The following is a 21,948-nucleotide window of genomic DNA, read 5'->3' as shown; positions in this document are numbered from 1 at the left end:
CGGCCACCCGCGACACTCCGGCTGCTGATTTCCGGGTCGGTGGGATCGGATGCGGCCAGGGAGGCGACTATCGTCTTGTGATGTGAGAACGCAATCTCAAAGTCCGGACCATGCGCAGCACAACCGGTACACCCATGGCTATGAGCAGCCGGTGCTGGCCGCTCACGCCACCCGGACCGCGGAGAATTCCGCGGGTTACCTGCTGCCCCGCCTGCGTCCGGGAATGAGCCTGCTCGACGTCGGATGCGGTCCGGCTGCCATCACCCTGGACCTGGCCGCGCGGTTACGCCCGGGTCAGGTCGTCGGGGTGGACACCTCGGATCAGGCTCTGGAGGCCGCCAGGGCCGAGGCGACGCGGCGCGGGGATTCCACCACCTCCTTCCAGCAGGCCGATATCTCCTCACTACCCTTCGACGACGGGAGTTTCGACGTCGTCCATGCCCACCAGGTGCTCCAGCACCTGGCCGAGCCGGTCGCCGCGCTGCGCGAGATGGCCCGGGTCGCCGGTTCGCTGGTGGCGGTTCGCGATGTGGAGTACCGGACGATGAGCTTCTTCCCGGAGCTGCCGGGACTGGAGATGTGGCTGGACACCTACCGTCGGATCGCCCGCTCCAATGCCGCCGAGCCGGACGCCGGGCGGTACCTCAAGGCCTGGGCCCGTGCCGCCGGGCTGGACGATGTCACGGTCACGGTGTCCTCGTGGTGCTACGCCGATCCGGTCTCGGTGCGGTGGTGGTCGCACTCCCAGGCCGAGCGGGTGCACGGGCGGACCTTCACCCGGCAGGCCATCGAGGCCGGTCGCAGCGCCGCCGACGTCGAGGACATGGTCCAGGCGTGGATCGACTGGGGGGACAGCCCGGACGCCTACTTCACGATGACGCACACCGAGTTGATCGCCAGAGTCTGACCACCCGCGGCGTCCTGGCCGCGGCCCGGTGCGCGGCAACGAGCGGACTTCGGTATCGTCTCGGTGTCACTGCACGAGTCGCACCGGCGGGGACGAACGAGACGACGCAGCCCATTCGGCCACAGCCTGTCCTCCTCTCCGCGGCCGGATCGACGACACACCCGAGGTACCCATGGATCTCACTCCGACACCGCCCGTCGACGACGACAACACTGAGGCCGGCCCCTTCATCGAGCTCAGCCGCCAGGCCTTCTCGGACCTGGCGGAGCGGACCGATATCCACATCGATGATGAGACCCTGGCCGAGATCCGTGGTCTCGGCGACCCGACCAGCCAACGTGATGTGGTGGAGGTCTACCGACCCCTGACCCAGTTGATCCACCTGTACTGCATGCACACCGGAGCACTGTTCGAGGCCTCCAACGCGTTCCTCCAGCTGGATCGCCACGACATGCCGAGGACACCCTTCGTCATCGGGATCGCCGGCAGCCCGGCGGTGGGCAAGTCGACGGTGGCCCGACTGCTGAAGGAGCTGCTGGCCCGTTCCCCGCGACGTCCCAAGGTGGAGCTGATCACCACCGATGGCTTCCTCTACCCCAATGCCCGGCTCGCCGAGATGGGGCTGTTCGATCGCAAGGGATTCCCGGAGTCCTATGATCGCAAGGCGCTGCTGAAGTTCGTGGTCGACGTGAAATCGGGAATGCCCGAGGTGCGGGCCCCGATGTACTCCCACATCACCTACGACATCATCCCCGATGAGCAGGTGGTGGTGCGCCGACCGGACATTCTCATCGTCGAGGGGCTCAATGTGCTTCAGGCTCCCCGCTCCCGCACCAACGGCACGATGGGGTTGGCCCTGAGCGACTTCTTCGACTTCTCCATCTATGTCGACGCCGAGGAGCCAGAGATCCTCGACTGGTACATCAGCCGCTTCCTGGCTCTGCGGGAGACGGCCTTCACCGACCCCGATTCCTACTTCACCAGTTATGCGGAGCTGTCGGACGTTCAGGCCGTCCAGGTGGCCCGCGACATCTGGTACGCGGTGAACAGCCCGAACCTGCGCCACAATGTGCTGCCGACCCGAGGACGCGCGACCGCGATTCTCCACAAGGGACGGGACCACGGGGTCCGCAGCGTCTGGATCCGCAAGATCTGATCCCCGGCGGGTGTAGCCGGGCCCTTGAACCGCTGACTGCCTGACCGGTGACCAGCTGACCCCAGCAGACACCTGGCCGCAGGGGCTATCATCGGCGGCAAGAGCCTCCGGGGTGCGCGTTGACGCTGAGACAGTCATTCGACTGACCCGTGGAACCTGACCTGGGTCATGCCAGCGTAGGGAGTAGGACAGACGCCGTGCGTGGCGCCGATCTCGCCCCTGCCAGGGTCTCTCCCGTGGGCGGGAAGGTGAACCGGATATGGATGCCCTGGAGTTCGGGGTCGGAGCAAGAGTCAGCCTGCATCCGATGACCGACCAGTTCGAAGACATCATCAGCGGAGCTCTCGACGAGGTCTCGGCCACTGAGGCGGCCAACAGGCTCCAGGCTCAGACCGGCACGATCAGCACGTTGCTACGTGGCCGGGAGGCCGACCTCGCCCGATACCTGGTCGATCTCGTCGCTGCCGCGACCAGACGCTGCCACGGCACCCATCTGGCGGCCTTGATCCAGCTGTCGCGAGGATGTCCGGGCGAGGTGAGCTGCTCCGGTACCGGCGATGCGTGGGTACCGGGGCCACTGCCTGAGATATCGGCGACGGGAGTGGCGGCGCAGGCGGAGTGGGCGCTCTACCCGCTGACCGGCCCCGGCGAGCGGGCCGAGCACATGGAGGCCATCACGGCGGCGATCGACCGGGCACGTGAGCGAGGGCTGGTCACAGACGGCGGCCATTTCGTCACCCTGCTGAGCGGCGACCTCGCCGACATCATCTCGCTCGTGACGGCCACCTGGATGCAATGCGGGGCGAGCGTGGGTCATGTCGTGTCCCATCTGAGCCTGGCCGTCAACATCCCCGACACCCATCAGGAGCAACAGTGAATCCGGTCAGCAACGAGGATGACAGGACACCGCAGCCCGTTGCGAGGGCTGGCGGTCTCGGACTCAAGGAGATCATCGCCGTGGTCGTGGTCGCGGTGGTCTTCGGCTTCATCTTCTGGGTGATGGACCAGGCGTGGACGTCGCTCAGCGTTGCGATGGGACCACTGGGCGATCTGGCCCAGAACGTCCTCATCGGCGTGTGGTTCCTCGCCGCCCCGGTCGCCGTGTTCATCGTCAGACGCCCCGGCGCCGGGATCCTCGCAGAGTTGGTGGCCTCCGTCGTCGAGGTGGTCTTCCTCGGGAACCCAGTGGGGCCGATCCTGTTCGTGGTGGGCCTGGTCCAGGGCATCGGCTCCGAGGCGGCCTTCGCCGTCACCGGCTACCGCCGCTACGGATTGCCGATCTTCCTGGCCTCCGGAGCAGGAGCCTCACTGCTGAGTTTCGCCTTCAGCACCCTGCGTTTCGGTTGGTGGGGCCAATCCTTGTTCGGGGTGCGGTTGGTGGTCCAGATGTGCAGCGGGATCCTGCTGGGCGGCGTCGCCGCATGGCTGTTGTGCCGGGCCCTGGCGCGCAGCGGTGTACTGCGCGACCTGCCGGCAGGACGCCAATGAGCCGGACGCAACCCCCGACGACCATGGCGGCCACCGGGACCATCCCAGCAGCCAGTGCGGCTCCGGTGTTGTCTGCCCACGGGATAAGGGTGGTCCGCGACGGGTTGCTGATCCTCGATGGGATCGACCTGGAGGTGACTGCCGGCGAGGTCGTCCTCATCCGCGGCGCCTCGGGAACCGGGAAGTCGACTCTGCTCAACGTGATGGCCGGGATCCTTCCCCACACCCAGGACGCCGAGGTGTGGGGGCAGATCTGCCACGCCGGGGAGCCGGTGACCGCGAGTCCTCCGGCGCGGCGCTCACGATGGATGGGGATGCTCACTCAGGATCCTGCTGCCGGTCTGTGCATGCAGATGGTTCGCGACGAGCTGGCACTGTCTCTTGAGCTGCGCGAATGGGATCCTGCCGACATCGGGGCGAGAGTGACCGATATCGCGGCGACCACCGGCATCACACCACTGTTGGACCGCCGCGTCGGGGATCTGTCCGGTGGCGAGCAGCAGCGGGTCGCCCTCGCAGCCGCGCTGGCAGGCCGCCCCCAGCTGCTGCTGCTCGACGAGCCGCTGAGCATGCTCGACCCGCGATCGGCCGTCGCGGTCTCCCGGATCATTGCACGATCCGCCAGCGACGGGTTGGCCCTGATCGTCGTCGAGCACCGGATCGACGATCTGAGACGCTCCGGGCTGGTGGTCGACACCGAGTTGAATCTGGGCTCGGGTCCTCCACCGGCCGCACGACCGGTCCCGGAGTCGCATCCTGGCCGGATCGTGCTAAACGCCCACCTCGAGGGGGTGCGCAGAAGCCCCGACGGGCCCACCGTGGTCCCCGGCCTGGAGCTGTGCCTGCACGCCGGTACCATTACCGCTCTGGTGGGACCCAACGGCTCAGGCAAGACGACGGTGCTGCGCGCTCTGGCCGGTCTGCCCCCTGATCCGGTCGCCGGCTCCGGGAAGGTGGGGCTGGTCTTCCAACGTGCCAGCGACCAGTTCCTCACCACCAGCGTGGAGGCCGAGGTGAGTTACCGCGCAGACCGTCACTCGGGACGCGCCATGCTCACCCGCCTCGGGCTGGCGGATCTGGAGCCGCGCAATCCGCACACCCTGTCGCTCGGACAGCAGCGTCGGGTGGCGCTGATCGCAGCCGCCGCCCAGGGCCATCAGATCATCGGCCTGGACGAACCCACCCTTGGCCTCGACAGCGGTGCCTCGGGCGATGTCAGCGATCTCCTGGTGGACCTGCGCGACCAGGGCCGGGCGATCGTGATGTCCACCCACGACCAGGAGCTGGCCTCACGCCTGGCCGACAACATCATCGACCTGTCCCCGCACGACGGTGTCCCGACGACATCTCGACCGGGACCACTACGCCGGGTGACACCGGATTGCCCGCTGGGCCGTTGCAGCCCCTCGCTCAAGTTGGCCATCGCCCTGGTGACGAGTCTGGCTCTACTGGCAACCACGGCGATCGTGCCCATTGCGGCCATCGCGCTCATCGTGCTCTGCCTGGTACCGCTGCTCTGCCATGTCAGGCCCGCCCACGTGAGCCGGCTCTACCTGCCAGCGCTCGGGTTCGCGCTCGGGGTGATCGTCATCAACTCCGTCACCAGGCCCGGCACTCCGCTGATATCTGAACCGGTGACAGTCACGGTCCAGGGGCTGGAGATGGGGCTGGGGCTGGCCGCCCGCACTCTGGCGATCGGCGCGATAGCCGTCGCATTCGTTCTGTCGACCGGCGGACCGCAGTTCGTCGCATCCCTGGAGCAACAGGCGCACATCCCCATCCGATACTGCTTCGGGTTGCTGGCCGGTTACCGACTCCTGGAGACCCTTGGCCGGGAGTGGGACACGATTCGCGATGCCCAGCAGGTGCGTAGCCGCGGAGCCGGACGCCTGGCCCGCGGAAGAATCGTCCTTGTCAGCGTGTTCTGCCTGTTCGTCGTGGCCCTGCGCAGAGGTCAGCAGCTGTCCGACGCACTCGAACTCCGCGGACTGGGCTCCGGGCGCCGAACGTTCTGGCATCGGCTGCGCTACACCCGCCGCGACCTGGTACTGGTCGTGGTGAGCGCAGCGCTCAGTCTCCTCACCGTACTGGCCTGTCAGATCCTGCCCTGACCGGTCCAGGCATCATCGCCCCCTTCGCCCCGGCGGGCACGCAAGCTCAGAAACACCCCTCCCCGATCAGGGAGGCGTCGAGAACGCCTTCGCCACTCCGCGGGGCATCGCCACCTCAGAGCTGGAAGGCGGTCACAGCGAGCACAGGGGTGTCCCCCAAGGGCTCAGCGATCGAGGACTCGGTCACCTCGCTGGCCGGGGCGATGAGCAGGTGCTGGTGGTCCGGCGCGGCTACCAGGATCTCCCCGCTGAGGCCGGGCAGGAATCGGGTAACCAGCTCGCCGGGCAGCAGCGCCCAGGAGGCCGTCAACCAGGAGGGTGAGGTGATCTCGAGGATGCCGTCACCGCGAGGTGCGAGCTCGATCGGAGCACCCGCCAGGTCGGCCACCAAGTTCCTCCGGCCCGCTTCGAAGGCGGCGTCCAGGTCGTGGACCTCCGCCAGGGCGGAATCGTTGAGCAGGTCGAGGGACTCCTCGCCGTCCCAGGCCAGCGCAACAACGACATCGGCTGAGCGGGTGCTGGCCGCAACCTGACGGACATACCGGAAGGATCGTCCCATCCGCTCGGCATCGGGCAGCAGCCGCCACACGACATGCGAGCCGATGGTGGCGTCCGACAGCTGGGAGGCGCCGTCGATCAGGGAGCGCACCATCCTCTTGATGATCTCATCGACGAGGTAGGGCCAGGCCTTGCGGTCCTGGTCGGCGCACTCGCGGGCCACCGGGGCCAGGCCGAGCTCCCCCAAGGAGGTGTCGGCATGGTCGCCCTCGACCGTCGCCTCGATCCCCAGCGCCGCCAGGGACTCCCCGACCAGACCTCGGATCCTGTCGGCGGCTGAGGCATCCAGGGCTGGCAGGTCGGGGGCTGGGCGTCGACGACTGAACAGGGCCATCGCCACCCGCCTTTCGACTCAGAGAGCCAGCCGCTGCTTCACGGTGGTGGCAAGCTCCTGGCAGATCTCGTCGGCCTGCTCCTGGCTGGCGGCCTCCACCATCACCCGGACCAGTGGCTCGGTGCCGGAGGGACGCAGCACCACCCGGCCAGTCTCACCCAGCGTGTGATTGGCATCTGAGACCGCCCGGCTCACCTCGGGGTCCATTCCGGCGCGCAGCTTGTCCACCCCGCTCACATTGATCAGGGCCTGCGGCAGCCGGGTCATCACGCTCGCGAGCTCCTTGAGCGACTTGCCGGTCCGGGCCACCCGGGCCGCCAGATGCAGGCCGGTGAGCACACCGTCCCCGGTGGTGGCGAACTCGCTCATGATGACGTGGCCGGACTGCTCCCCGCCCAACGAGAAGCCGTTGGCATTCATCGACTCCAGCACATACCGGTCGCCGACCTTGGTGCGATCGACCCGGATGTTGTGCTCCTTCATCGACAGGGTCAGCCCCAGGTTGCTCATGATGGTGGCGACCACGGTGTTGGACGCCAGCCGATGGTCCTCCTGGAGACCCACGGCCAGAATCGCCAGAATGTGGTCGCCGTCGATGAGGTTGCCCTCGTTGTCGACGGCCAGGCAGCGGTCGGCGTCCCCGTCGAAGGCCAGGCCGAGATCGGCCCCGACCTCGACCACCTTCGCCTGCAGCTTCTCCGGATGGGTGGAGCCGCAGCCGTCATTGATGTTGATGCCATTGGGGGAGGCGTGGATGGCGGTGACCTCGGCCCCCTGGGTCCGGAAGGCAGTCGGGCCGGTCTTGGAGGAGGCGCCGTTGGCACAGTCCAGCACGACCTTCAGCCCGGACAGTGCATTGTCCTGACGCAGGCTGGCGACCAGATGGTCGATGTAGGTGTCGACCGCGGAGTCGGAGTAGCGGATCCGGCCGACCTGCTCGCCGATGGGCCGGTCCCAGGGCTCCTCCATCCGGGCCTCGATGGCGTCCTCCAGCTCATCGGCGAGCTTGACCCCGCCGCGCTGGAAGAACTTGATTCCGTTGTCGGGCATCGGATTGTGGGAGGCCGACAGCATCACGCCGAGATCGGTGCGGAACTCACCGACCAGATAGGCGGCCGCCGGGGTGGGGATGACGCCGACGCGCATCACGTCGACTCCGGCGGAGGCCAGCCCGGCGCACACCGCAGCCTCCAGGAACTCGCCCGATGCGCGCGGATCGCGGGCCACCAGTGCGGTGGGCTGACGATGACCGAAGGCCCCCGCCTCCCCCAGCACATGGGCCGCCGCCACAGACAGGTCGAGGGCCAGTTCGGCGGTGAGGTCCTTGTTCGCCACACCGCGCACACCATCAGTTCCGAAAAGTCGTGCCACGGGAGACCACTCTATGGCATGAGCACCAACAGTGAGCGATCCGGCACCCCGTCACGGCATCTGACAGCTGTCGTGGATGTCGCGTGAACCAGCCGAGAGGGCCTCGCCCAGACGCAGCAAGGGCGGCCTCCCGAAGGAGACCGCCCTGGCAAAGGCGAAACGGCCGAGGCCGGATCAGCGCTTGCTGTACTGAGGAGCCTTGCGGGCCTTCTTGAGACCTGCCTTCTTGCGCTCCTTGATACGGGCATCGCGGGTCAGCATGCCGGCCTTCTTGAGGGCGGCGCGGGAGGCCTCGGCGTCGACGGCGTTGAGGGCCCGGGCGATGCCCAGACGCAGCGCGCCGGCCTGGCCGGTGACCCCGCCACCGGTGATCCGGACGACGACGTCGTAGGAGTCCTCGACACCAGCGGTGATGAAGGGCTCGGTGACGATCTGCTGGTGCACCTTGTTGGGGAAGTAGTCCTCGAGGGTGCGGCCGTTGATCCTCCACTGGCCGGAGCCGGGGAAGATCCTGACCCGGGCGATGGCCTCCTTGCGGCGGCCGGTGGCCTGGCCGGGAGCGACGACCGCCGGGCGGGCGGCCTCGCCGGCGGCGACGGCCGGGTTGGAGTCGGTACGGAAGGCGATCTCGCGGTCGCCCTCGGTGAACGGAGTGACCTCGGACTCGAGGTTCTCTTCGTGATGTGCGGTTTCAGTCACTGTCAGAATCCTTGGCTAACGATCACTGGGCGATCTGGGCGATCTTGGTGATCTCGTACGGCTGCGGCCTCTGCGCAGCATGAGGGTGCTGAGGTCCTGCGTAGACCTTGAGCTTGGACATCTGCTGGCGCGACAGCTTGTTCTTGGGCATCATGCCCCACACGGCGCGCTCGACGGCCCGACGGGGATCCTTGGCGAGCAGCTCGCCGATCGTGGTGGTGCGCAGGCCGCCCGGACGACCGGAGTGGTCGTGACGCAGATCGGTGGTCGCCTTCTTGCCGGTGACGGCGATCTTGGATGCGTTGACAACGACGACGAAGTCGCCGGTGTCGATGTGGGGGGCGTACTGCGGCTTATGCTTTCCGCGCAGCAGGGTCGCGGTGGCGGTCGCCAGACGTCCCAGGACGATGTCCTCGGCGTCAATGACGTACCAGTTCCGCGTGACCTCGCCGGCCTTGGGGCTGTAGGTGGTCACAGGTACCTTCTCGACTCAGTCCCCCGATCGACTCGGGGGAACTCCAACTCGGTACCCGCACCGAAAGTGGCGCAGGCATCTGATGCAAAGTGGCTCCCGGGCCTGGCTTCCTCGACGGCGTCGGACGTGGACGCCGGAGAACCGGCCACCGCATCACGACATCGACGTGTCGGACAGTCGGAGGAGCCGCGGCGGCTCACTCCCGTTTGCTCGAGGGCAACAGCAGAACCATACACCGCACTGCGTGCCCGCGGCCAATCGGAGATGCCGCGCCCCGATCCGACGACCGTGCGCCATCGCGACGGGTTAGCATCAGCGACCGTGACCGATCAGCCCACGGCTCCCCCGCCCCAGGGATCTGCCGACCAGCGGAGTACCGAACCTCGTGAGGGCGCTGCCGTCGATCATCCGGACATCGACCATTCTGCCGGCGCCCACCGCAGCGGCGACCGGTTCCGCCGCGGGGTCGTCTCCTTCGTCCGCCGCTCCCCCAGGATGAACACCTCCCAGGAACATGCGATGGCCCGACTGGCGGGCCGCTACCTGGTCGAGGTCCCCCACGACACCACGACGACCTCGGTGGCACCCGGCTCGCACCTCGACCTGGAGCGGATCTTCGGACGCCGCGCCCCGCTCACGGTGGAGATCGGTTCGGGGTCGGGGGATGTGCTGGCCTCGGTGGCACCGGCCCACCCCGAGCGCGACTTCATCGGGTTCGAGGTCTACCTGCCCTCGGTCGCCTCCAGCCTCACCAGTCTCGACCGCGCCGGTGCCGACAATGTCCGGATCATCGTCGCCGACGCCGCCGCCGGCCTGGAGCATCTCATCGGCCCGGGGGAACTCGACGAGTTGTGGACCTTCTTCGCCGATCCCTGGCACAAGAAACGCCACCACAAGCGCCGCATCGTCAATCCCGACATGGCCCGGCTGGCCGCCTCCCGACTGCGCCCCGGAGGGCTGTGGCGGCTGGCCACCGACTGGCAGGACTACGCCTGGTGGATGCTCGACGTGCTGGCCGCCGAACCGGGCCTGGAACCGGTCGACGCCGGCCCCGACGGATTCGCGCCCCGCTGGCAGGAGCGTCCGCTGACCCGCTACGAGAACAAGGGTCTGCTGGCCGGTAGGGCTGTCCGCGACCTCACCTGGCGCTGCGTTCGCGGCCAGCGCGCGGACTCCCTCCAGACCCCCGACGGATCGCGGCGCTGATGGCCGGAACCGACTCCGGCGGCCGGACCCGCAGGTGGCGCCTCGACATCGGCTACGACGGCGCCCGCTTCTCCGGCTGGGCCGCCCAACCCGGCCTGCGCACCGTCCAGGGTGAGCTGGAGCGCTGGATACCCCGGGTCCTGAGGCTCGCCGAACCCGTCCCGATCACCGTCGCCGGGCGCACCGATGCCGGGGTCCACGCCCGCGGCCAGGTCGGCCACATCGACCTTCCCGGTGATCTGGACCCTCGCCCGGACCTGGCGCGCCGGCTCGCCAGGGTGCTGGACCCCGACCTCGTGGTGCACGACGTGACCCCGGTTCCCGACGCCTTCGACGCCCGCTTCTCCGCGCTGTGGCGTCGCTACATCTATCGGCTGTGGGACGCCGACTCCCGTCCCGATCCGGTGCTGCGCCACCAGGTCGTCACGGTGCGCGACCACCTGGACCTGGATCTGCTCAATGCCGCCGGCCGCTCGCTGCTGGGCCTGCGGGACTTCGCCGCCTTCTGCAAGCGTCGCGAGGGGGCCACCACCATCCGCACCCTGCTGGACTGCCACGCCGTCCGGCTGGAGGACGCCCCGAGGACCATCGAGATCACGGTGTGCGCCGATGCCTTCTGCCACTCGATGGTGCGCTCGCTGGTGGGGGCGCTCACCGCGGTCGGCTCCGGGCGGCGCCCCCAGAACTGGCTCGACGACGTCGCCGCCAGCACCAGCCGGGCCTCCAGCGTGCTGGTCATGCCCGCCGCCGGGCTCACCCTGGAGGAGGTCGGCTACCCTCCTGACGATGAGTTGGCCGCCCGGGCCGAGCAGGCCAGGGCGGTGCGCACCAGCGAGCCCTGCGGCTGCGACCAGATGGAGTGAGAGGACTGCCGATGAGTCACTACTTCGAGACGCCGTCCGGCCCGGTCACCACCCGCCGGATCACCGCCCGGATCTGGGACCGGGAGCTCACCTTCACGACCGCCGGCGGGGTCTTCTCGGGAACCCGGCTGGATCTGGGCACCTCGGTGCTGTTCCGCTCGGTCCCGCCACCCGACGAACCGGGCACCTTCCTCGACCTGGGATGCGGTTACGGCCCGATCAGCTGCGCCCTGGCGCTGACCGACCCCGACTCCAGGGTCATCGGGGTCGATGTCAACGATCTGGCCATCCGGCTCACTGCCAGAAATGCCTCGGATCTGGGGGTGGCCGATCGAGTCACCGCCTGCCGACCCGAGCAGGTGGCCGAGGATCTGCAGTTCGACCAGATCTGGTCGAATCCGCCGATCCGGGTCGGCAAGGAGATCCTCCACGACATGCTGCTGCACTGGCTGGGCAGGCTCGCGCCGGACGGCGTCGCCCACCTGGTGGTGGGAAGGAATCTGGGCGCCGACTCACTGTCTCGATGGCTGGCGCAGCGCGGCTGGCAGGTCGAGCGGGTGGCCTCGGCGAAGGGCTACCGGGTGCTGGACGTGAGTCGGGCCGGCTGAACGGCTCGGACTGGGAAACTGTTCAGGCGTCCGGATGACGCTGTGACGCAGCTGATGAGCTAGATTGCTGCTGTTGCCTCTTGCGGGGGAATCTGGTGTGACTCCAGAGCTGACCCGCAGCCGTGTGGGCGGTCGCATCACCGCCTGAGTCGGAATGCCTGTGGGAGGCCGGACTCAGTAAGTACCCGTCGAGGCTCGCGGGCGAGTCGGGAGGCGTCTTCCGATCCGCGCAAGGGCGCGGAAGGAAGACCCCGCATGACACGTCGTCACAGGTTCGCAGCTGCTGGACTGGCCGCTGCCCTGACTCTCACCCCGATCGCCGGGGTCACCGCCTCCACCCTGGGTGCCACGGTGGCCCAGGCGGCTCCGAGCTCCTCCCAGTCGGCCAGCAGTGCTGCCAGCTGGCTGGGCGCCCAGCTCACCGGCGGGCAATACATGGAGAGCCCCTACACCGGCAACCCGGATGTCAGCATGACCTCCGACGTTCTCATCGGCCTGGTCGCCGGCGGCAACAGAGCCTCCGCTCAGAAGGTCAACGGCTGGCTCCAGAAGAACGTTTCCAAGGCTTCCAGCACCGGCCAGCTGGCCAAGATCGCGATCGCCGCCGAGGCGATCGGCGAGGACCCGGCCAACTACGGCGGGCACGACCTCATCAAGGAGATCACCGAGGCAGTCGACAAGGCCAAGGGGGATCTCGGCGATCCCTTCTCCAACTCACTGGCTCTGATCGCCATCAAGGGCGCCTCCGACAAGGTGCCCGATGACCTCGTCGCCTCCCTCATCAAGCAGCAGAACGCTGAGGGCGAGTTCTTCTTCCCCCAAGGCAACTGGCCCGATCCCGATGCCACCGGCCTGGCCATCCAGGCCCTCGACGGCGTCCAGGGCGATGGCGCCGGGGCAGCCCTGAACAAGGCCGTCGCGTGGGCCACCAAGAACCAGAAGTCTGCCGGCTACTGGGACTCCTACTCACCGGCCAACACCACTGGCCTGATCGGCTCTGCTCTCCAGGAGCAGGGCAAGGACGTATCCAAGGCACTGGCCTGGATGAAGGGACAGCAGCTCAAGGACGGCAGCCTGCCACCTGAGCTGAACGGCACCGACGGCGACGCCCTGGCTACGGCCCAAGGCCTGCTGCTGCTGAGCGGGATGACCCTCAACACCGTGAGCCTGCCGGGAGGCGAGCCGACCACGGCGCCGACCTCCACGTCCACCACACCCAGCCCGACCCCGACCTCCACCGGTTCTGCGACTGCCACAGCCACCGGCTCGGCCACCTCGATGCCCGCTGGCTCGGATGACTCCGGAGACAAGCCGTCGGCCCTGCCGTCGACCGGTGCCGAGGGCCCCAGCCACGCCGGTGAGCTCGGGGCTCTTGCACTGGGCTTCGTCGCCGTCGGCACCGTGGGCGGCGCGCTGGCCCTCAGGGCGCGTCGGAACTCATGACCTTGGGGCACCGTAACCTCCAGTCCACCTCCGGTGCGCTGCGCACCCGAGGTGGACTGCGCAGCCGCCTGTCGGCATGGTGGCTGGCCTGCGCTCTGGCGCTGGTCTCGGGGCTGTCGCTGGTGTCCGCCAGCCCGGCCAGGGCCGACGGTGGTGTCGCGTCCTGCAAGACCTCTGGCGGCGTCTACCTGTACATCGAAGGGGTCACCCAGAGATGCTCGCACACGACAAGCAATGGCGCGGCTGCGGTCCGCAGCATCGTGTCCACAGCTTGGACAAGTGACGGCCTCCTTCTCCAGATCAATGGTTCGCCGAGCAAGCCCGACATCCAAAAAGCCTACTGGTCCTACTGGTGGTGGACGGGCTCTTCTTGGACCTACGCGAACAAGGGTGCCTATGGTGACAAGAACCTCGCCGGCAAGGTCCGCGCCTGGAGGTATGTGAGCCTCTCGGGCGGAAACAACCCGCCCTCCTGGAAGCCCGCGGCAGCCTCGAAACCCACCGCCAAACCCACCTCGCGTCCGACCTCGAAAGCCACGAGCAAACTCACCTCGGGCACGTCGGAAGGCAACTCGAAGAGCGGTTCCACAAGCGGCTCAAAGAGCAAGGCCGGCAGCGGTTCACAAGGCAGCTCCAAGTCCGGCTCACAGAGCAGGCAGGGCCAGAGCTCCGGTCGGGAGACGAGTTCTGCCAGGAGCGGTGCCACGGCGTCCAGCAGCTCACACGGCTCAGCCCCCAGTGCGCACAGCTCCGGCCAGGAATCCGGCGCCAGCGCACAGGCCTCCGGCCACGCTTCGGCGAGCCCGTCGAGCAGCGCCCCCGACAGCACCTCGGATGCGGCCCGTCGGCTGGCCGGTGACGCCCCCACCGGGGCCACCTCCGGCGACAGCTCAGATGACTCGGGCAGCTCCGGGGGCTCCGGACCGCTGATCGCCTCGGCTGCAGTCGTCGCCGCGGCGGTGGCCGGAGCCATCGTCGTCGTGCGTCGCCGACGCCATTGAGCCGCACCAGATGACGAGGCAGGTGACCCCGCGCGGAGCCGGGCCGGGCGCCCCACCCCCGCCGCCGGTCCGCCGACGCCGCACCCTGCACCCGTGGGCGTGGTGGCTGTGGGCCTGCGGTGGGATGGCGGTGGCCAGCTTCACCCGTAACGCGCTGCTGCTCCTGCTGCTGGCCGGGGCGATCACCTGGGTGGTGGTGATCCGCCGCTCGGCGGCGCCCTGGGCACGCTCGATCCGCGCCTATGCCTGGCTGGCTCTCATCGTGATCGGCATCCGGGTGGTCTTCCAGATCCTGCTGGGCGGGATCCGCTACGGCACGGTGCTGTTCACCCTGCCCGAGATCTCTTTGCCCGCCTGGTTCGCCGGCATCGAGCTGGGTGGTCCCGTCACCCTGGAGGGGATCGCCTTCACCGTCATCGACGCCTCCCGGCTGGCCGTGCTGCTGTTCTGCGTCGGAGCGGCCAACACCCTGGCCAACCCGCGACGGGCCTTCCGCAGCCTGCCGCGTCACTTCCACCGGATCGCCACCTCGGTGGTGATCGCGCTGTCCGTGGCCCCCCAACTGGTGGAGTCGGTGCAGCGGGTCTCCCGGGCCCGTCGGCTGCGGGGTACCACGACCTCGCGGCGTCATGCCGTTCGCGGCCTGGTGGTCCCGGTCCTGGAGGACTCCATCGAACGTTCGATGCTGCTCGCCCAGTCGATGGAGGCCCGGGGTTTCGGTAGCACCTCAAGAGTGACCCGCTATCGCCCCGACCCGTGGCGCCTGGAGGAGACCATCACGGCCTGCTGCGGGCTGGCCGCCGGGCTGCTGGCCTGGTGGCTGCACAGCGACGATCCGATGCTGATGTGGCCACCTGCGCTGCCGCTGAGCTGGCCGCAGCTGTCTCCTGTGATCGTGGCGATCGTCGTGCTGATGGCCCTGCCCGGCATCGTCTCCCCGCCGCCCTCGAAGGATGACCTGTGAGTTCCTGCCAGATGAATCCCGCCCTGCTCGACTCCGAACCTCCGGGGACGGCCGGTCCCGAGCCGATGATCCGGTTCGACCAGGTGAGCGTCCACTACTGCGGAGCCGAGCGCCCCGAGCTGGACCACGTCTCCTTCGATGTGCCGGAGGGCGACCTCTGCCTGGTGATCGGCAGCACCGGTGCCGGCAAGTCGACGCTGCTCGGCGCGATCACCGGCCTGGTCCCCCATTTCACCGGTGGGGTGCTGCGCGGTCTGGTCACCGTCGGCGGCCGGGCGACATCCACCCATCGTCCTCGCGAACTGGCGCAGACCGTGGGCTTCGTCCCGCAGAACCCGATCGCCTCATTCGTCACCGATACCGTCGAGGACGAGATCGCCTACGGCATGGAACAGCTGGGGATGACGCCGGCCACGATGCGCAAGCGGGTGGAGGAGACCCTCGACCTGCTCGGCATCGCCGACCTGCGCCGCCGACACCTGATGGAGCTGTCGGGAGGTCAGCAGCAGCGGGTGGCGATCGCCTCGGTGCTGGCCGCCCAGCCTCGGGTGCTGGTGCTCGACGAGCCCACCTCGGCGCTGGACCCCACCGCCGCCCACGACGTGCTGTCCGCGGTGGAGACCCTGGTCCAGGATGTCGGGCTGACCGTGATGCTGGCCGAGCACCGGCTGGAACGGGTCACCGATATCGCCGACCGGATGCTGTGGCTGCCCGGCGACGGTCGGGTGGTGGCCGGGACGCCCTCCCAGGTGCTGTCCGTCGCCGACCTGCAGCCCCCGTTGTCACGGCTGGCCCGGCGGGTCGGCTGGAAGGATGTGCCGGTCAGCGTCCGTGACGCGCGCCGGCGGGTCCAGGTCGAGGGCATCACCGCTCGGGTGCCCCAGGCCGTCGACCCCGGGGTCGGCCGCACCGACCCCGTCCTGGTGCGCACCAAGGGGCTGTCGGTGAGCTACGGGGAGACGGTGGCCCTGCGCGACGTCGATCTCGAGCTGACCGCCGGCCAGGTGACCGCCCTGATGGGGCGCAACGGCTCGGGCAAGTCATCGATGCTGTGGGCCCTGGCCGGGGCGACGCCGAGCACCGGACAGGTCGAGATCGATGGTGTGGATCCGCGCGGGGCCGACGCCTCGGCGATCCGTGCCGAGGTCTCCCTGGTGCCCCAGACGGCCGCAGACCTGCTCTACCTTCCAACCGTCGCCGCCGAGTGCGAACAGGCCGACAAGGAGTCGAGCAGACCGGTGGGGACCTGCCGTCAGCGGCTGTCCGAACTGGGCCTGGACCTGGACCCCCAGGCCGACCCGCACGACCTCTCGGAGGGCCAGCGACTGGGCCTGGTGCTGGCGATCCAGCTCACCGCCGATCCGCGCGTGGTGCTTCTCGACGAACCCACCCGCGGGCTGGACTACACCGCCAAGGACCGGCTGGCCGCCATCGTCGGCGGGTTGCGCGATGCCGGGTCGTGCGTGGTGATCAGCACCCACGATGTCGAGTTCGCCGCCACCCTGTGCGACCGCACGGTGCTGCTGGCCGGTGGCGAGGTGATCGCCGACGGGTCGACCCGCGACGTGGTGACCTCCTCCCCCGCCTACTCCCCGCAGCTGGCCAAGGTCTTCCACCCGGTGCCGGTGCTGCGGGTGGCGGAGGTGACGCCGTGAGTCCGGCTCCCGGCGTCGCCCAGCTGCCCGCCGACACCCGCGCCGAGGCCCGTGTCCAGTCCGAACCGGGCGGCCGCTCCGATCTCGACATCGCCCGGTTCAGCCCGCGTTCGGGGATCCTGCTGGCGCTGACCGGCGCCCTGGCCCTGGTGACCTTCCTGTGGCCGCTGCTCTGGTCGGCCTCCGACCTGCCCGAATGGGTACCTGTGGTGCTGTTGTTCGGCCTCACCCCGCTGTGCCTGGCGCTGGTGGTCTCCGATCTGGCCAACCACTCCCTCGACGTTCCCGGGCTGGCCATGCTCGGTGTCCTCACCGCCATCGGGGCCGCGGTGCGCCCACTGGGGGCGGGTACCGCCGGCATCGAGACGGTGTTCTTCCTCATCGTGGTGGGCGGGCGCGTCTTCGGTCCGGGATTCGGCTTCGTGCTCGGCTCCACCACCTTGTTCGCCTCGGCCCTGATCACCGGTGGATTCGGCGCCTGGCTGCCCTACCAGATGGTCGCCGCCGCCTTCGTCGGGCTGGGGGCGGGCCTGCTGCCCAAGGCCGGCAGGGTGATGGAGATGGTCCTGCTGTGCTGCTACTCGGCGGTCGCGGCCTTCATCTACGGCGCCCTGATGGACTTCGCCTTCTGGCCCTTCGCGCTGGGCGGCTCCGGACAGACCGGGCTGAGCTATGACGCCGCTCTGGGCACCGGGGCGAACCTGAGGCGGTTCCTGGTCTACGAGACCGTCACCGCCTTCGGCTGGAATCTCGGCCGGGCGATCAGCACGGTAGCCCTGCTGCTCATCCTGGGCCCCGCCGTGATGCACGTGCTGCGGCGCACCACCAGGCGCGCGGTCTTCCTGCCGGCCCAGGAACCGGTTCCCAGCGACCCGGCCCGGAGCCGCCAGGACGGCGTCTCCTGGATGGACACCGCCGGCGGGCGGGAATAAACCACCGCGGCATGTGCTGTACCTCACAACAAGCCCTTCACCGGGCACTGGCGGGAGAACCCGGCAGATTCATCACGCATTTGGAGGAAGTATGGCTGTCTACACCCTTCCCGATCTCGACTACGACTACGGCGCTCTGGAGCCCTATATCTCCGGCGAGATCATGCAACTGCACCACGACAAGCACCACGCCACCTACGTCGGCGGCGCGAACACCGCCCTGGAGAAGCTGGCCGAGGCCCGCGAGAAGGGCGACCTGGGGGCCGTCAACAAATTTGAGAAGGATCTGGCCTTCAACCTCGGCGGCCACATCAACCACTCGGTGTTCTGGAAGAACATGTCCCCCGACGGCGGTGGACGCCCCGAGGGCAACGATGTCGCGGCTGCCATCGACGAGTACTTCGGCTCCTTCGAGGGCTTCCAGAACCACTTCAACGAGACCGCCAAGGGCCTCCAGGGCTCCGGTTGGGCCATCCTGGCCTGGGATGTGCTGGGGCAGCGTCTCAACGTCCTCCAGCTGTTCGATCAGCAGGGCAATGTGCCGACCGGCCAGATCCCGGTGCTGCAGCTCGACATGTGGGAGCACGCCTACTACCTGCAGTACAAGAATGTGAAGGCCGACTACGTGAAGAACTGGTGGAACGTCGTCAACTGGACCGACGTCGCCGCCCGGCTGACACGCGCCAGGAGCACCGCTGGCCTGATCTGAGCCGAGCTCGATCAGCCGATCCGACCGCACGTTCGGCCCCCGTCAACTGACGGGGGCCGTTCTGCGTCCCGGTGGGCCGGGATGCTCCCGGCAGGGTCCCCCGCCGTTCTGCATCCCGTTGTGAATAGTCTGAGATCATCACACGTCCGATCAGGAGGCCCCATGCAGGTTCGGATATCAGTTGTCGCCGACCATCGCGCCGTGGCCGAGGACCGCTGAGATGCCCGCCGCAGTGGCGTTGCGCCACGTGCACTTCGAGGATCTGGGTCTGCTGGAACCGGTGCTGCGCGACTCCGGCTACGGGGTCGAGTACCTAGACGTCGCCGATTCTGCCGACCGGATCGCTGATCTGGACCCCGACCTCCTCATCGTCCTCGGCGCGCCGGTGGGAGCCCTGGACACCGACAGCTATCCCTGGCTCGGGGCCGAGCGTGAGCTTCTGCGGCACCGGCTGGCCACCGGCGGCCCGACGCTGGGGATCTGTCTGGGAGCGCAGTTGCTGGCGGTGGCTGCAGGTGGATCCCTGGACAGTGGGGAGGCCGTCGAGATCGGTTTCGGCCCGATCCACCTCACTGCGGAGGGCAGGTCGTCGGTGCTGGGCCATCTCGAGGGCGTCCCGGTCCTGCACTGGCACGGCGACCGGTTCACCACCCCGACCACCGGCACCTTGTTGGCACGCACCGAGGCCGCCGAACAGGCCTTCTCGATCGGGCCGGGTGTCCTGGGACTGCAGTTCCACCTCGAGGCCGATCCGGCCCATATCGAGCGCTGGTTGATCGGTCACGCGCACGAACTGGCGGGCAACGGCGTCTCGCCTGCCAGGATCCGCGCCGATGCCGAGGCTTTCGGCGCAGAGCTGGCACGGGCGGGCCGAGGGATGATCCAGGAGTGGCTCGCAGGACTGTGAGGCCGGCTCAGGCGGTCTGACCGAAGGGCCGGTACATCCAGCGCGCCGCCGGGCGGCCGGTCAGCCAGCTCCGCCACAGGCTGGCGACCACGATCGGGGCCAGCGCCAGGGTGTTGTCGGCGCAGGTCAGCGGGCCGAGCGGGCGCACCTCGGTGATCGGGACGAAGGCGACCTCGCCGGCCCGGTTGCCGGGCCGTGAGGCGCAGACGTCCAGGCGGCGTCCGTCCACCTCGACCTGAAGCCAGGCGTGACCGGTGTGGTACCAGGGGTGGTGCTCCATCCGGACCCGCGAGGCGTGCACCGGATGGACGGTGAATCCGAGCCTCCTCAGCACCTCGGCCAGGGCCATGTTGTACTGCAGCGAGCAGCCGTGGCCGGCCGCCAGAGACTGGGCCGGCGACAGCCACAGGTGCCAGCAGGAGTAGTGGCTGTACATCTGATGGACCAACGAGGTCGCCAGGTCGATGAGCTCGGCTCCCTGGGGGCCGTCCGGCCGGGCTGCGTCCTCGCGGCAGGCGGCGACCACGTCGTCGATGTCGCGCAGGGTGCGGGTGGGGCCGCCGGGTGTGGTGTGCTCGGGCAGCGCGGGCTCGGGTCCGAGGGCCCTGATGATGACCGGCAGGACGGCGATTCCGGCTGCGGCGGCAAGGGCCGATGAGAGCACCAACTTCTTCATCGATCTCAGCGCTCCTTCGAGTCTGACCTGTGGGAATGCGACCGGTGGGAGTGCGTGCCCCCGAGGTTGTCCGGTTCCGGGAGGTCGGACAACCCGCTGCGGGAGTCCATCCTCGCGTGCATCTGCGCCCGCCAGTACGGACGGGCGGGGACGGTCTGGGCGAGCATGGTGTGCAGCTCCAGCATCCGGTCCACCGAGGCCTGCCAGGTGTACTTCTCGGCCCGTGCCCTGGCTGCCCTGCGCAGCTCGGGGCCCAATCGGGTGGCCAGCCGGTCGATGGCGTCTGCCAGACTCACCGGGTCGGGGTTGGCGGACTCCCCCGAGGTCTCATCGACCAGTTCGTGGGCGCCGCCGCGGTTGGAGGTGACCACCGGGGTGCCGGTTCCCAGTGCCTCCAGAACCGCCAGCCCGAAGGTCTCGGCGGGGCATACCGACAAGGAGATGTCGGCGGCCGCGAAAGCCCGGGCGACGTCCTCGCGGGAGTCGACGAAGCCGTGGAAGATCACCGGGGAGTCGCCTGCCTGTGCGCGCATCGCCTCCATGTCGGGGCCGACGCCGTACATGTCCAGCTGGACGGCCACGCCGCGGTCGTAGAGCTCCAGGGCTGCCGCGAGCGCCAGCTGGGGGCTCTTCTCGTGCGACATCCGACCGACATAGCACAGCCGCAGGACCCCGTCGGGGTTCGGGGTGAGCGCCTCGGGATCGCGCTTGTCCGGGTTGAAGGTCTCCAGGTCGACGCCGAGCGGGACCTTGAACAGCCGGGCACCGGTGTCTGCGAACTCCCCGGCCGAGTAGTCCGATGTCACCACGACGACGTCGAAGGCCTTGGAGAGATGCCGGTTGAGCGCCCCAACAGTGGCCTCGACGCCGAACTGGCGGCGCACCAGCAGGCTGAGCATGTCGTCGAGCCGCTCGTGGCTGAACAGTGCTGAGCCGATGCCGCGGCGCTCGGCCCAGCCAGCGACGGGGCTGAGCGTCCACTTGTCGGAGGACTCGATCGAGGTGGGGTGGAACCGTTCCAGGATTCGCAGCGCTCTCCACGGGGTGGCGATCATCCGGTACTCCTTGGAGACCCTGGGGGCCGCGACCTGGACGATGATGCCCGCCTCGGTCTCCTTGATGAGATCGTGGGGCCCGGGGATGACGAGGATCCTGTCGTGTCCGGCACGGACATAGCCCTGGCCGAGTTGATCGATGGCGATCTTCATCCCGCCGGACACCGGGCCGACGAAGTTGGCGAGCTGGGCGATACGTAGTCGGGTCGTCACCCGGTCAGCCTATGCCGGGTAGCTGCGGGGCGGGGCCGGGAGTTGCAGGCCGGTGTCAGGAGTTCGGGCGGACGTTGACGGCCAGCAACTCGCGCACCGGAAGCTGCCGGGTCGAGGCACGGGTCATCGCCACCGTCCCCGACTGCCCCTGCGCCGCCCAGGAGATCTGCCAGCTCGCCGTCGCCCGCACCGTCCGGTCGCCCTTGCGCTGGTACACGTAGCCGCAGGTCGGAGACTTCGCCCTCGGATCGGCGGTGCTCGGGCGTCGCGTCATCGCCGTGCAGCGCACCACCTTCTCCTGCATGTCGAAGACCACCGCGACCCGGGTGGCCCTGATCGACACCGTGATCCCCTGGTTCGATGCCGCCGAGGACACCACCGTGGCTGCCGAGTCGTACAGCCACAGAGGCTGCCCGACCGCCACGATCCTCCACTTGTTCACCGACGGATCCGGGTCGATCCCGATAGCCGGAACCGGAAGTCTCACCGATGTCGCCGCCGAGACCGCCCAGGTCCGGACCTGCTCAGGAGTCGGCGCCACTGGTGCGCCGCCGCCGGCGGTCGGGATCGGATCCTCCCACAGCACCCCCTGCTCGCATGGGCCATTGCAGGTCAGC

22 protein-coding genes and 2 riboswitches are annotated in these 21,948 nt (G+C 68.9%); of the genes, 15 read left to right on the top strand and 7 right to left on the bottom strand.

Going from position 1 to position 21,948, the window contains the following annotated elements; all coding sequences use genetic code 11:
- Window positions 1-82: 82 nt before the first annotated feature.
- From G554_RS0110810 to G554_RS0110790, 5 genes are all read left to right on the top strand, one after another.
- Window positions 83-907 carry a class I SAM-dependent methyltransferase gene (locus G554_RS0110810; RefSeq protein ID WP_027587899.1) on the top strand — a complete coding sequence of 275 codons (825 nt, stop codon included), beginning with the start codon at window positions 83-85 and terminating at the stop codon, window positions 905-907.
- A gap of 172 nt (window positions 908-1,079) precedes the next feature.
- Window positions 1,080-2,063 (top strand): type I pantothenate kinase, encoded by a 984-nt coding sequence (coaA, locus tag G554_RS0110805; protein ID WP_027587898.1) that lies wholly within the window; start codon window positions 1,080-1,082, stop codon window positions 2,061-2,063.
- A gap of 98 nt (window positions 2,064-2,161) precedes the next feature.
- A riboswitch (TPP riboswitch) is annotated at window positions 2,162-2,264 on the top strand.
- Between the two features lie 58 nt (window positions 2,265-2,322).
- Window positions 2,323-2,940 (top strand): YkoF family thiamine/hydroxymethylpyrimidine-binding protein, encoded by a 618-nt coding sequence (locus G554_RS15945; protein ID WP_051232926.1) that lies wholly within the window; start codon window positions 2,323-2,325, stop codon window positions 2,938-2,940.
- Entirely contained in the window at window positions 2,937-3,551 is a 615-nt protein-coding gene (locus G554_RS0110795; RefSeq protein WP_051232924.1) for an ECF transporter S component, read from the top strand. Before G554_RS15945 ends, G554_RS0110795 begins: the two co-directional genes overlap by 4 nt.
- Window positions 3,485-5,662, top strand: coding sequence for an ATP-binding cassette domain-containing protein (locus G554_RS0110790; RefSeq protein WP_084648480.1), 2,178 nt, complete (start codon window positions 3,485-3,487; stop codon window positions 5,660-5,662). The genes G554_RS0110795 and G554_RS0110790 overlap by 67 nt, the downstream gene beginning before the upstream one ends.
- 115 nt (window positions 5,663-5,777) lie before the next feature.
- On the opposite strand, the gene G554_RS17945 is transcribed toward G554_RS0110790, so the two are convergent.
- The 4 genes from G554_RS17945 to rplM all read right to left on the bottom strand — a co-directional run bounded on the left by G554_RS17945 (window position 5,778) and on the right by rplM (window position 9,099).
- Window positions 5,778-6,554, bottom strand: a complete 777-nt coding sequence (locus G554_RS17945) for a hypothetical protein (RefSeq protein ID WP_154654263.1) — start codon at window positions 6,552-6,554, stop codon at window positions 5,778-5,780.
- An 18-nt stretch (window positions 6,555-6,572) separates the two neighbouring features.
- Window positions 6,573-7,925: a phosphoglucosamine mutase gene (gene glmM, locus G554_RS0110780; RefSeq protein ID WP_027587895.1), complete on the bottom strand. Its 1,353-nt coding sequence runs from the start codon at window positions 7,923-7,925 to the stop codon at window positions 6,573-6,575.
- Between the two features lie 174 nt (window positions 7,926-8,099).
- On the bottom strand, window positions 8,100-8,624 hold the full coding sequence (gene rpsI, locus G554_RS0110775; RefSeq protein WP_036925384.1) for a 30S ribosomal protein S9: 525 nt from the start codon (window positions 8,622-8,624) through the stop codon (window positions 8,100-8,102).
- A gap of 22 nt (window positions 8,625-8,646) precedes the next feature.
- Window positions 8,647-9,099, bottom strand: coding sequence for a 50S ribosomal protein L13 (gene rplM / locus G554_RS0110770; RefSeq protein ID WP_027587893.1), 453 nt, complete (start codon window positions 9,097-9,099; stop codon window positions 8,647-8,649).
- A gap of 321 nt (window positions 9,100-9,420) precedes the next feature.
- Here rplM and trmB point away from each other — a divergent pair, with 321 nt between their 5' ends.
- From trmB to G554_RS0110720, 10 genes are all read left to right on the top strand, one after another.
- Window positions 9,421-10,305: a tRNA (guanosine(46)-N7)-methyltransferase TrmB gene (gene trmB, locus G554_RS15935; protein WP_245570031.1), complete on the top strand. Its 885-nt coding sequence runs from the start codon at window positions 9,421-9,423 to the stop codon at window positions 10,303-10,305.
- Window positions 10,305-11,168 (top strand): tRNA pseudouridine(38-40) synthase TruA, encoded by an 864-nt coding sequence (truA, locus tag G554_RS0110760; RefSeq protein ID WP_027587892.1) that lies wholly within the window; start codon window positions 10,305-10,307, stop codon window positions 11,166-11,168. The genes trmB and truA overlap by 1 nt, the downstream gene beginning before the upstream one ends.
- 11 nt (window positions 11,169-11,179) lie before the next feature.
- The gene (locus G554_RS0110755; RefSeq protein ID WP_027587891.1) at window positions 11,180-11,776 is read left to right on the top strand and encodes a class I SAM-dependent methyltransferase; all 597 of its coding nucleotides are present in this window, start codon (window positions 11,180-11,182) and stop codon (window positions 11,774-11,776) included.
- A gap of 86 nt (window positions 11,777-11,862) precedes the next feature.
- Window positions 11,863-11,935, top strand: a riboswitch (cobalamin riboswitch).
- A 96-nt stretch (window positions 11,936-12,031) separates the two neighbouring features.
- Window positions 12,032-13,219 carry a prenyltransferase/squalene oxidase repeat-containing protein gene (locus tag G554_RS0110750; protein ID WP_027587890.1) on the top strand — a complete coding sequence of 396 codons (1,188 nt, stop codon included), beginning with the start codon at window positions 12,032-12,034 and terminating at the stop codon, window positions 13,217-13,219.
- Window positions 13,216-14,220 (top strand): hypothetical protein, encoded by a 1,005-nt coding sequence (locus G554_RS17740; RefSeq protein WP_154654262.1) that lies wholly within the window; start codon window positions 13,216-13,218, stop codon window positions 14,218-14,220. The genes G554_RS0110750 and G554_RS17740 overlap by 4 nt, the downstream gene beginning before the upstream one ends.
- A gap of 10 nt (window positions 14,221-14,230) precedes the next feature.
- The gene (locus tag G554_RS15930; protein WP_084648478.1) at window positions 14,231-15,184 is read left to right on the top strand and encodes an energy-coupling factor transporter transmembrane component T; all 954 of its coding nucleotides are present in this window, start codon (window positions 14,231-14,233) and stop codon (window positions 15,182-15,184) included.
- 11 nt (window positions 15,185-15,195) lie between these two features.
- Window positions 15,196-16,839 carry an ABC transporter ATP-binding protein gene (locus G554_RS0110735; RefSeq protein WP_425393354.1) on the top strand — a complete coding sequence of 548 codons (1,644 nt, stop codon included), beginning with the start codon at window positions 15,196-15,198 and terminating at the stop codon, window positions 16,837-16,839.
- Window positions 16,840-16,928: 89 nt separating this feature from the next.
- A complete protein-coding gene (locus tag G554_RS15925; RefSeq protein WP_051232998.1) occupies window positions 16,929-17,771 on the top strand; it encodes an ECF transporter S component in 843 nt (280 codons plus the stop codon).
- Window positions 17,772-17,862: 91 nt separating this feature from the next.
- The gene (locus G554_RS0110725) at window positions 17,863-18,480 is read left to right on the top strand and encodes a superoxide dismutase (RefSeq protein ID WP_027587887.1); all 618 of its coding nucleotides are present in this window, start codon (window positions 17,863-17,865) and stop codon (window positions 18,478-18,480) included.
- 220 nt (window positions 18,481-18,700) lie between these two features.
- The gene (locus G554_RS0110720; RefSeq protein ID WP_027587886.1) at window positions 18,701-19,387 is read left to right on the top strand and encodes a glutamine amidotransferase; all 687 of its coding nucleotides are present in this window, start codon (window positions 18,701-18,703) and stop codon (window positions 19,385-19,387) included.
- Between the two features lie 7 nt (window positions 19,388-19,394).
- On the opposite strand, the gene G554_RS0110715 is transcribed toward G554_RS0110720, so the two are convergent.
- From G554_RS0110715 to G554_RS17735, 3 genes are all read right to left on the bottom strand, one after another.
- A complete protein-coding gene (locus tag G554_RS0110715) occupies window positions 19,395-20,063 on the bottom strand; it encodes a hypothetical protein (protein ID WP_027587885.1) in 669 nt (222 codons plus the stop codon).
- Window positions 20,064-20,068: 5 nt separating this feature from the next.
- Entirely contained in the window at window positions 20,069-21,271 is a 1,203-nt protein-coding gene (locus tag G554_RS15920; RefSeq protein ID WP_051232996.1) for a glycosyltransferase, read from the bottom strand.
- A gap of 115 nt (window positions 21,272-21,386) precedes the next feature.
- On the bottom strand, window positions 21,387-21,917 hold the full coding sequence (locus G554_RS17735) for a hypothetical protein (protein ID WP_154654261.1): 531 nt from the start codon (window positions 21,915-21,917) through the stop codon (window positions 21,387-21,389).
- Window positions 21,918-21,948: the final 31 nt, after the last annotated feature.

The sequence above is a fragment of the Acidipropionibacterium thoenii DSM 20276 genome (genome assembly GCF_000423445.1).
GTDB lineage: Bacteria > Actinomycetota > Actinomycetes > Propionibacteriales > Propionibacteriaceae > Acidipropionibacterium > Acidipropionibacterium thoenii.
This window is presented reverse-complemented; position numbering and strand designations above follow the sequence as displayed.

Bases quoted from the DNA above. Each gene is read 5' to 3' on its own strand.
- G554_RS15920 (WP_051232996.1), bottom strand. From the start codon at position 21,271: ATGAAGATCGCCATCGATCAACTCGGCCAGGGCTATGTCCGTGCCGGA.
- G554_RS15945 (WP_051232926.1), top strand. From the start codon at position 2,323: ATGGATGCCCTGGAGTTCGGGGTCGGAGCAAGAGTCAGCCTGCATCCG.
- G554_RS0110725 (WP_027587887.1), top strand. From the start codon at position 17,863: ATGGCTGTCTACACCCTTCCCGATCTCGACTACGACTACGGCGCTCTG.
- G554_RS0110715 (WP_027587885.1), bottom strand. From the start codon at position 20,063: ATGAAGAAGTTGGTGCTCTCATCGGCCCTTGCCGCCGCAGCCGGAATC.
- coaA (WP_027587898.1), top strand. From the start codon at position 1,080: ATGGATCTCACTCCGACACCGCCCGTCGACGACGACAACACTGAGGCC.
- G554_RS0110755 (WP_027587891.1), top strand. From the start codon at position 11,180: ATGAGTCACTACTTCGAGACGCCGTCCGGCCCGGTCACCACCCGCCGG.
- G554_RS0110735 (WP_425393354.1), top strand. From the start codon at position 15,196: ATGAATCCCGCCCTGCTCGACTCCGAACCTCCGGGGACGGCCGGTCCC.
- G554_RS0110720 (WP_027587886.1), top strand. From the start codon at position 18,701: ATGCCCGCCGCAGTGGCGTTGCGCCACGTGCACTTCGAGGATCTGGGT.
- G554_RS17740 (WP_154654262.1), top strand. From the start codon at position 13,216: ATGACCTTGGGGCACCGTAACCTCCAGTCCACCTCCGGTGCGCTGCGC.
- G554_RS17945 (WP_154654263.1), bottom strand. From the start codon at position 6,554: ATGGCCCTGTTCAGTCGTCGACGCCCAGCCCCCGACCTGCCAGCCCTG.
- G554_RS0110750 (WP_027587890.1), top strand. From the start codon at position 12,032: ATGACACGTCGTCACAGGTTCGCAGCTGCTGGACTGGCCGCTGCCCTG.
- G554_RS0110790 (WP_084648480.1), top strand. From the start codon at position 3,485: ATGGCTGTTGTGCCGGGCCCTGGCGCGCAGCGGTGTACTGCGCGACCT.
- G554_RS15930 (WP_084648478.1), top strand. From the start codon at position 14,231: ATGACGAGGCAGGTGACCCCGCGCGGAGCCGGGCCGGGCGCCCCACCC.
- truA (WP_027587892.1), top strand. From the start codon at position 10,305: ATGGCCGGAACCGACTCCGGCGGCCGGACCCGCAGGTGGCGCCTCGAC.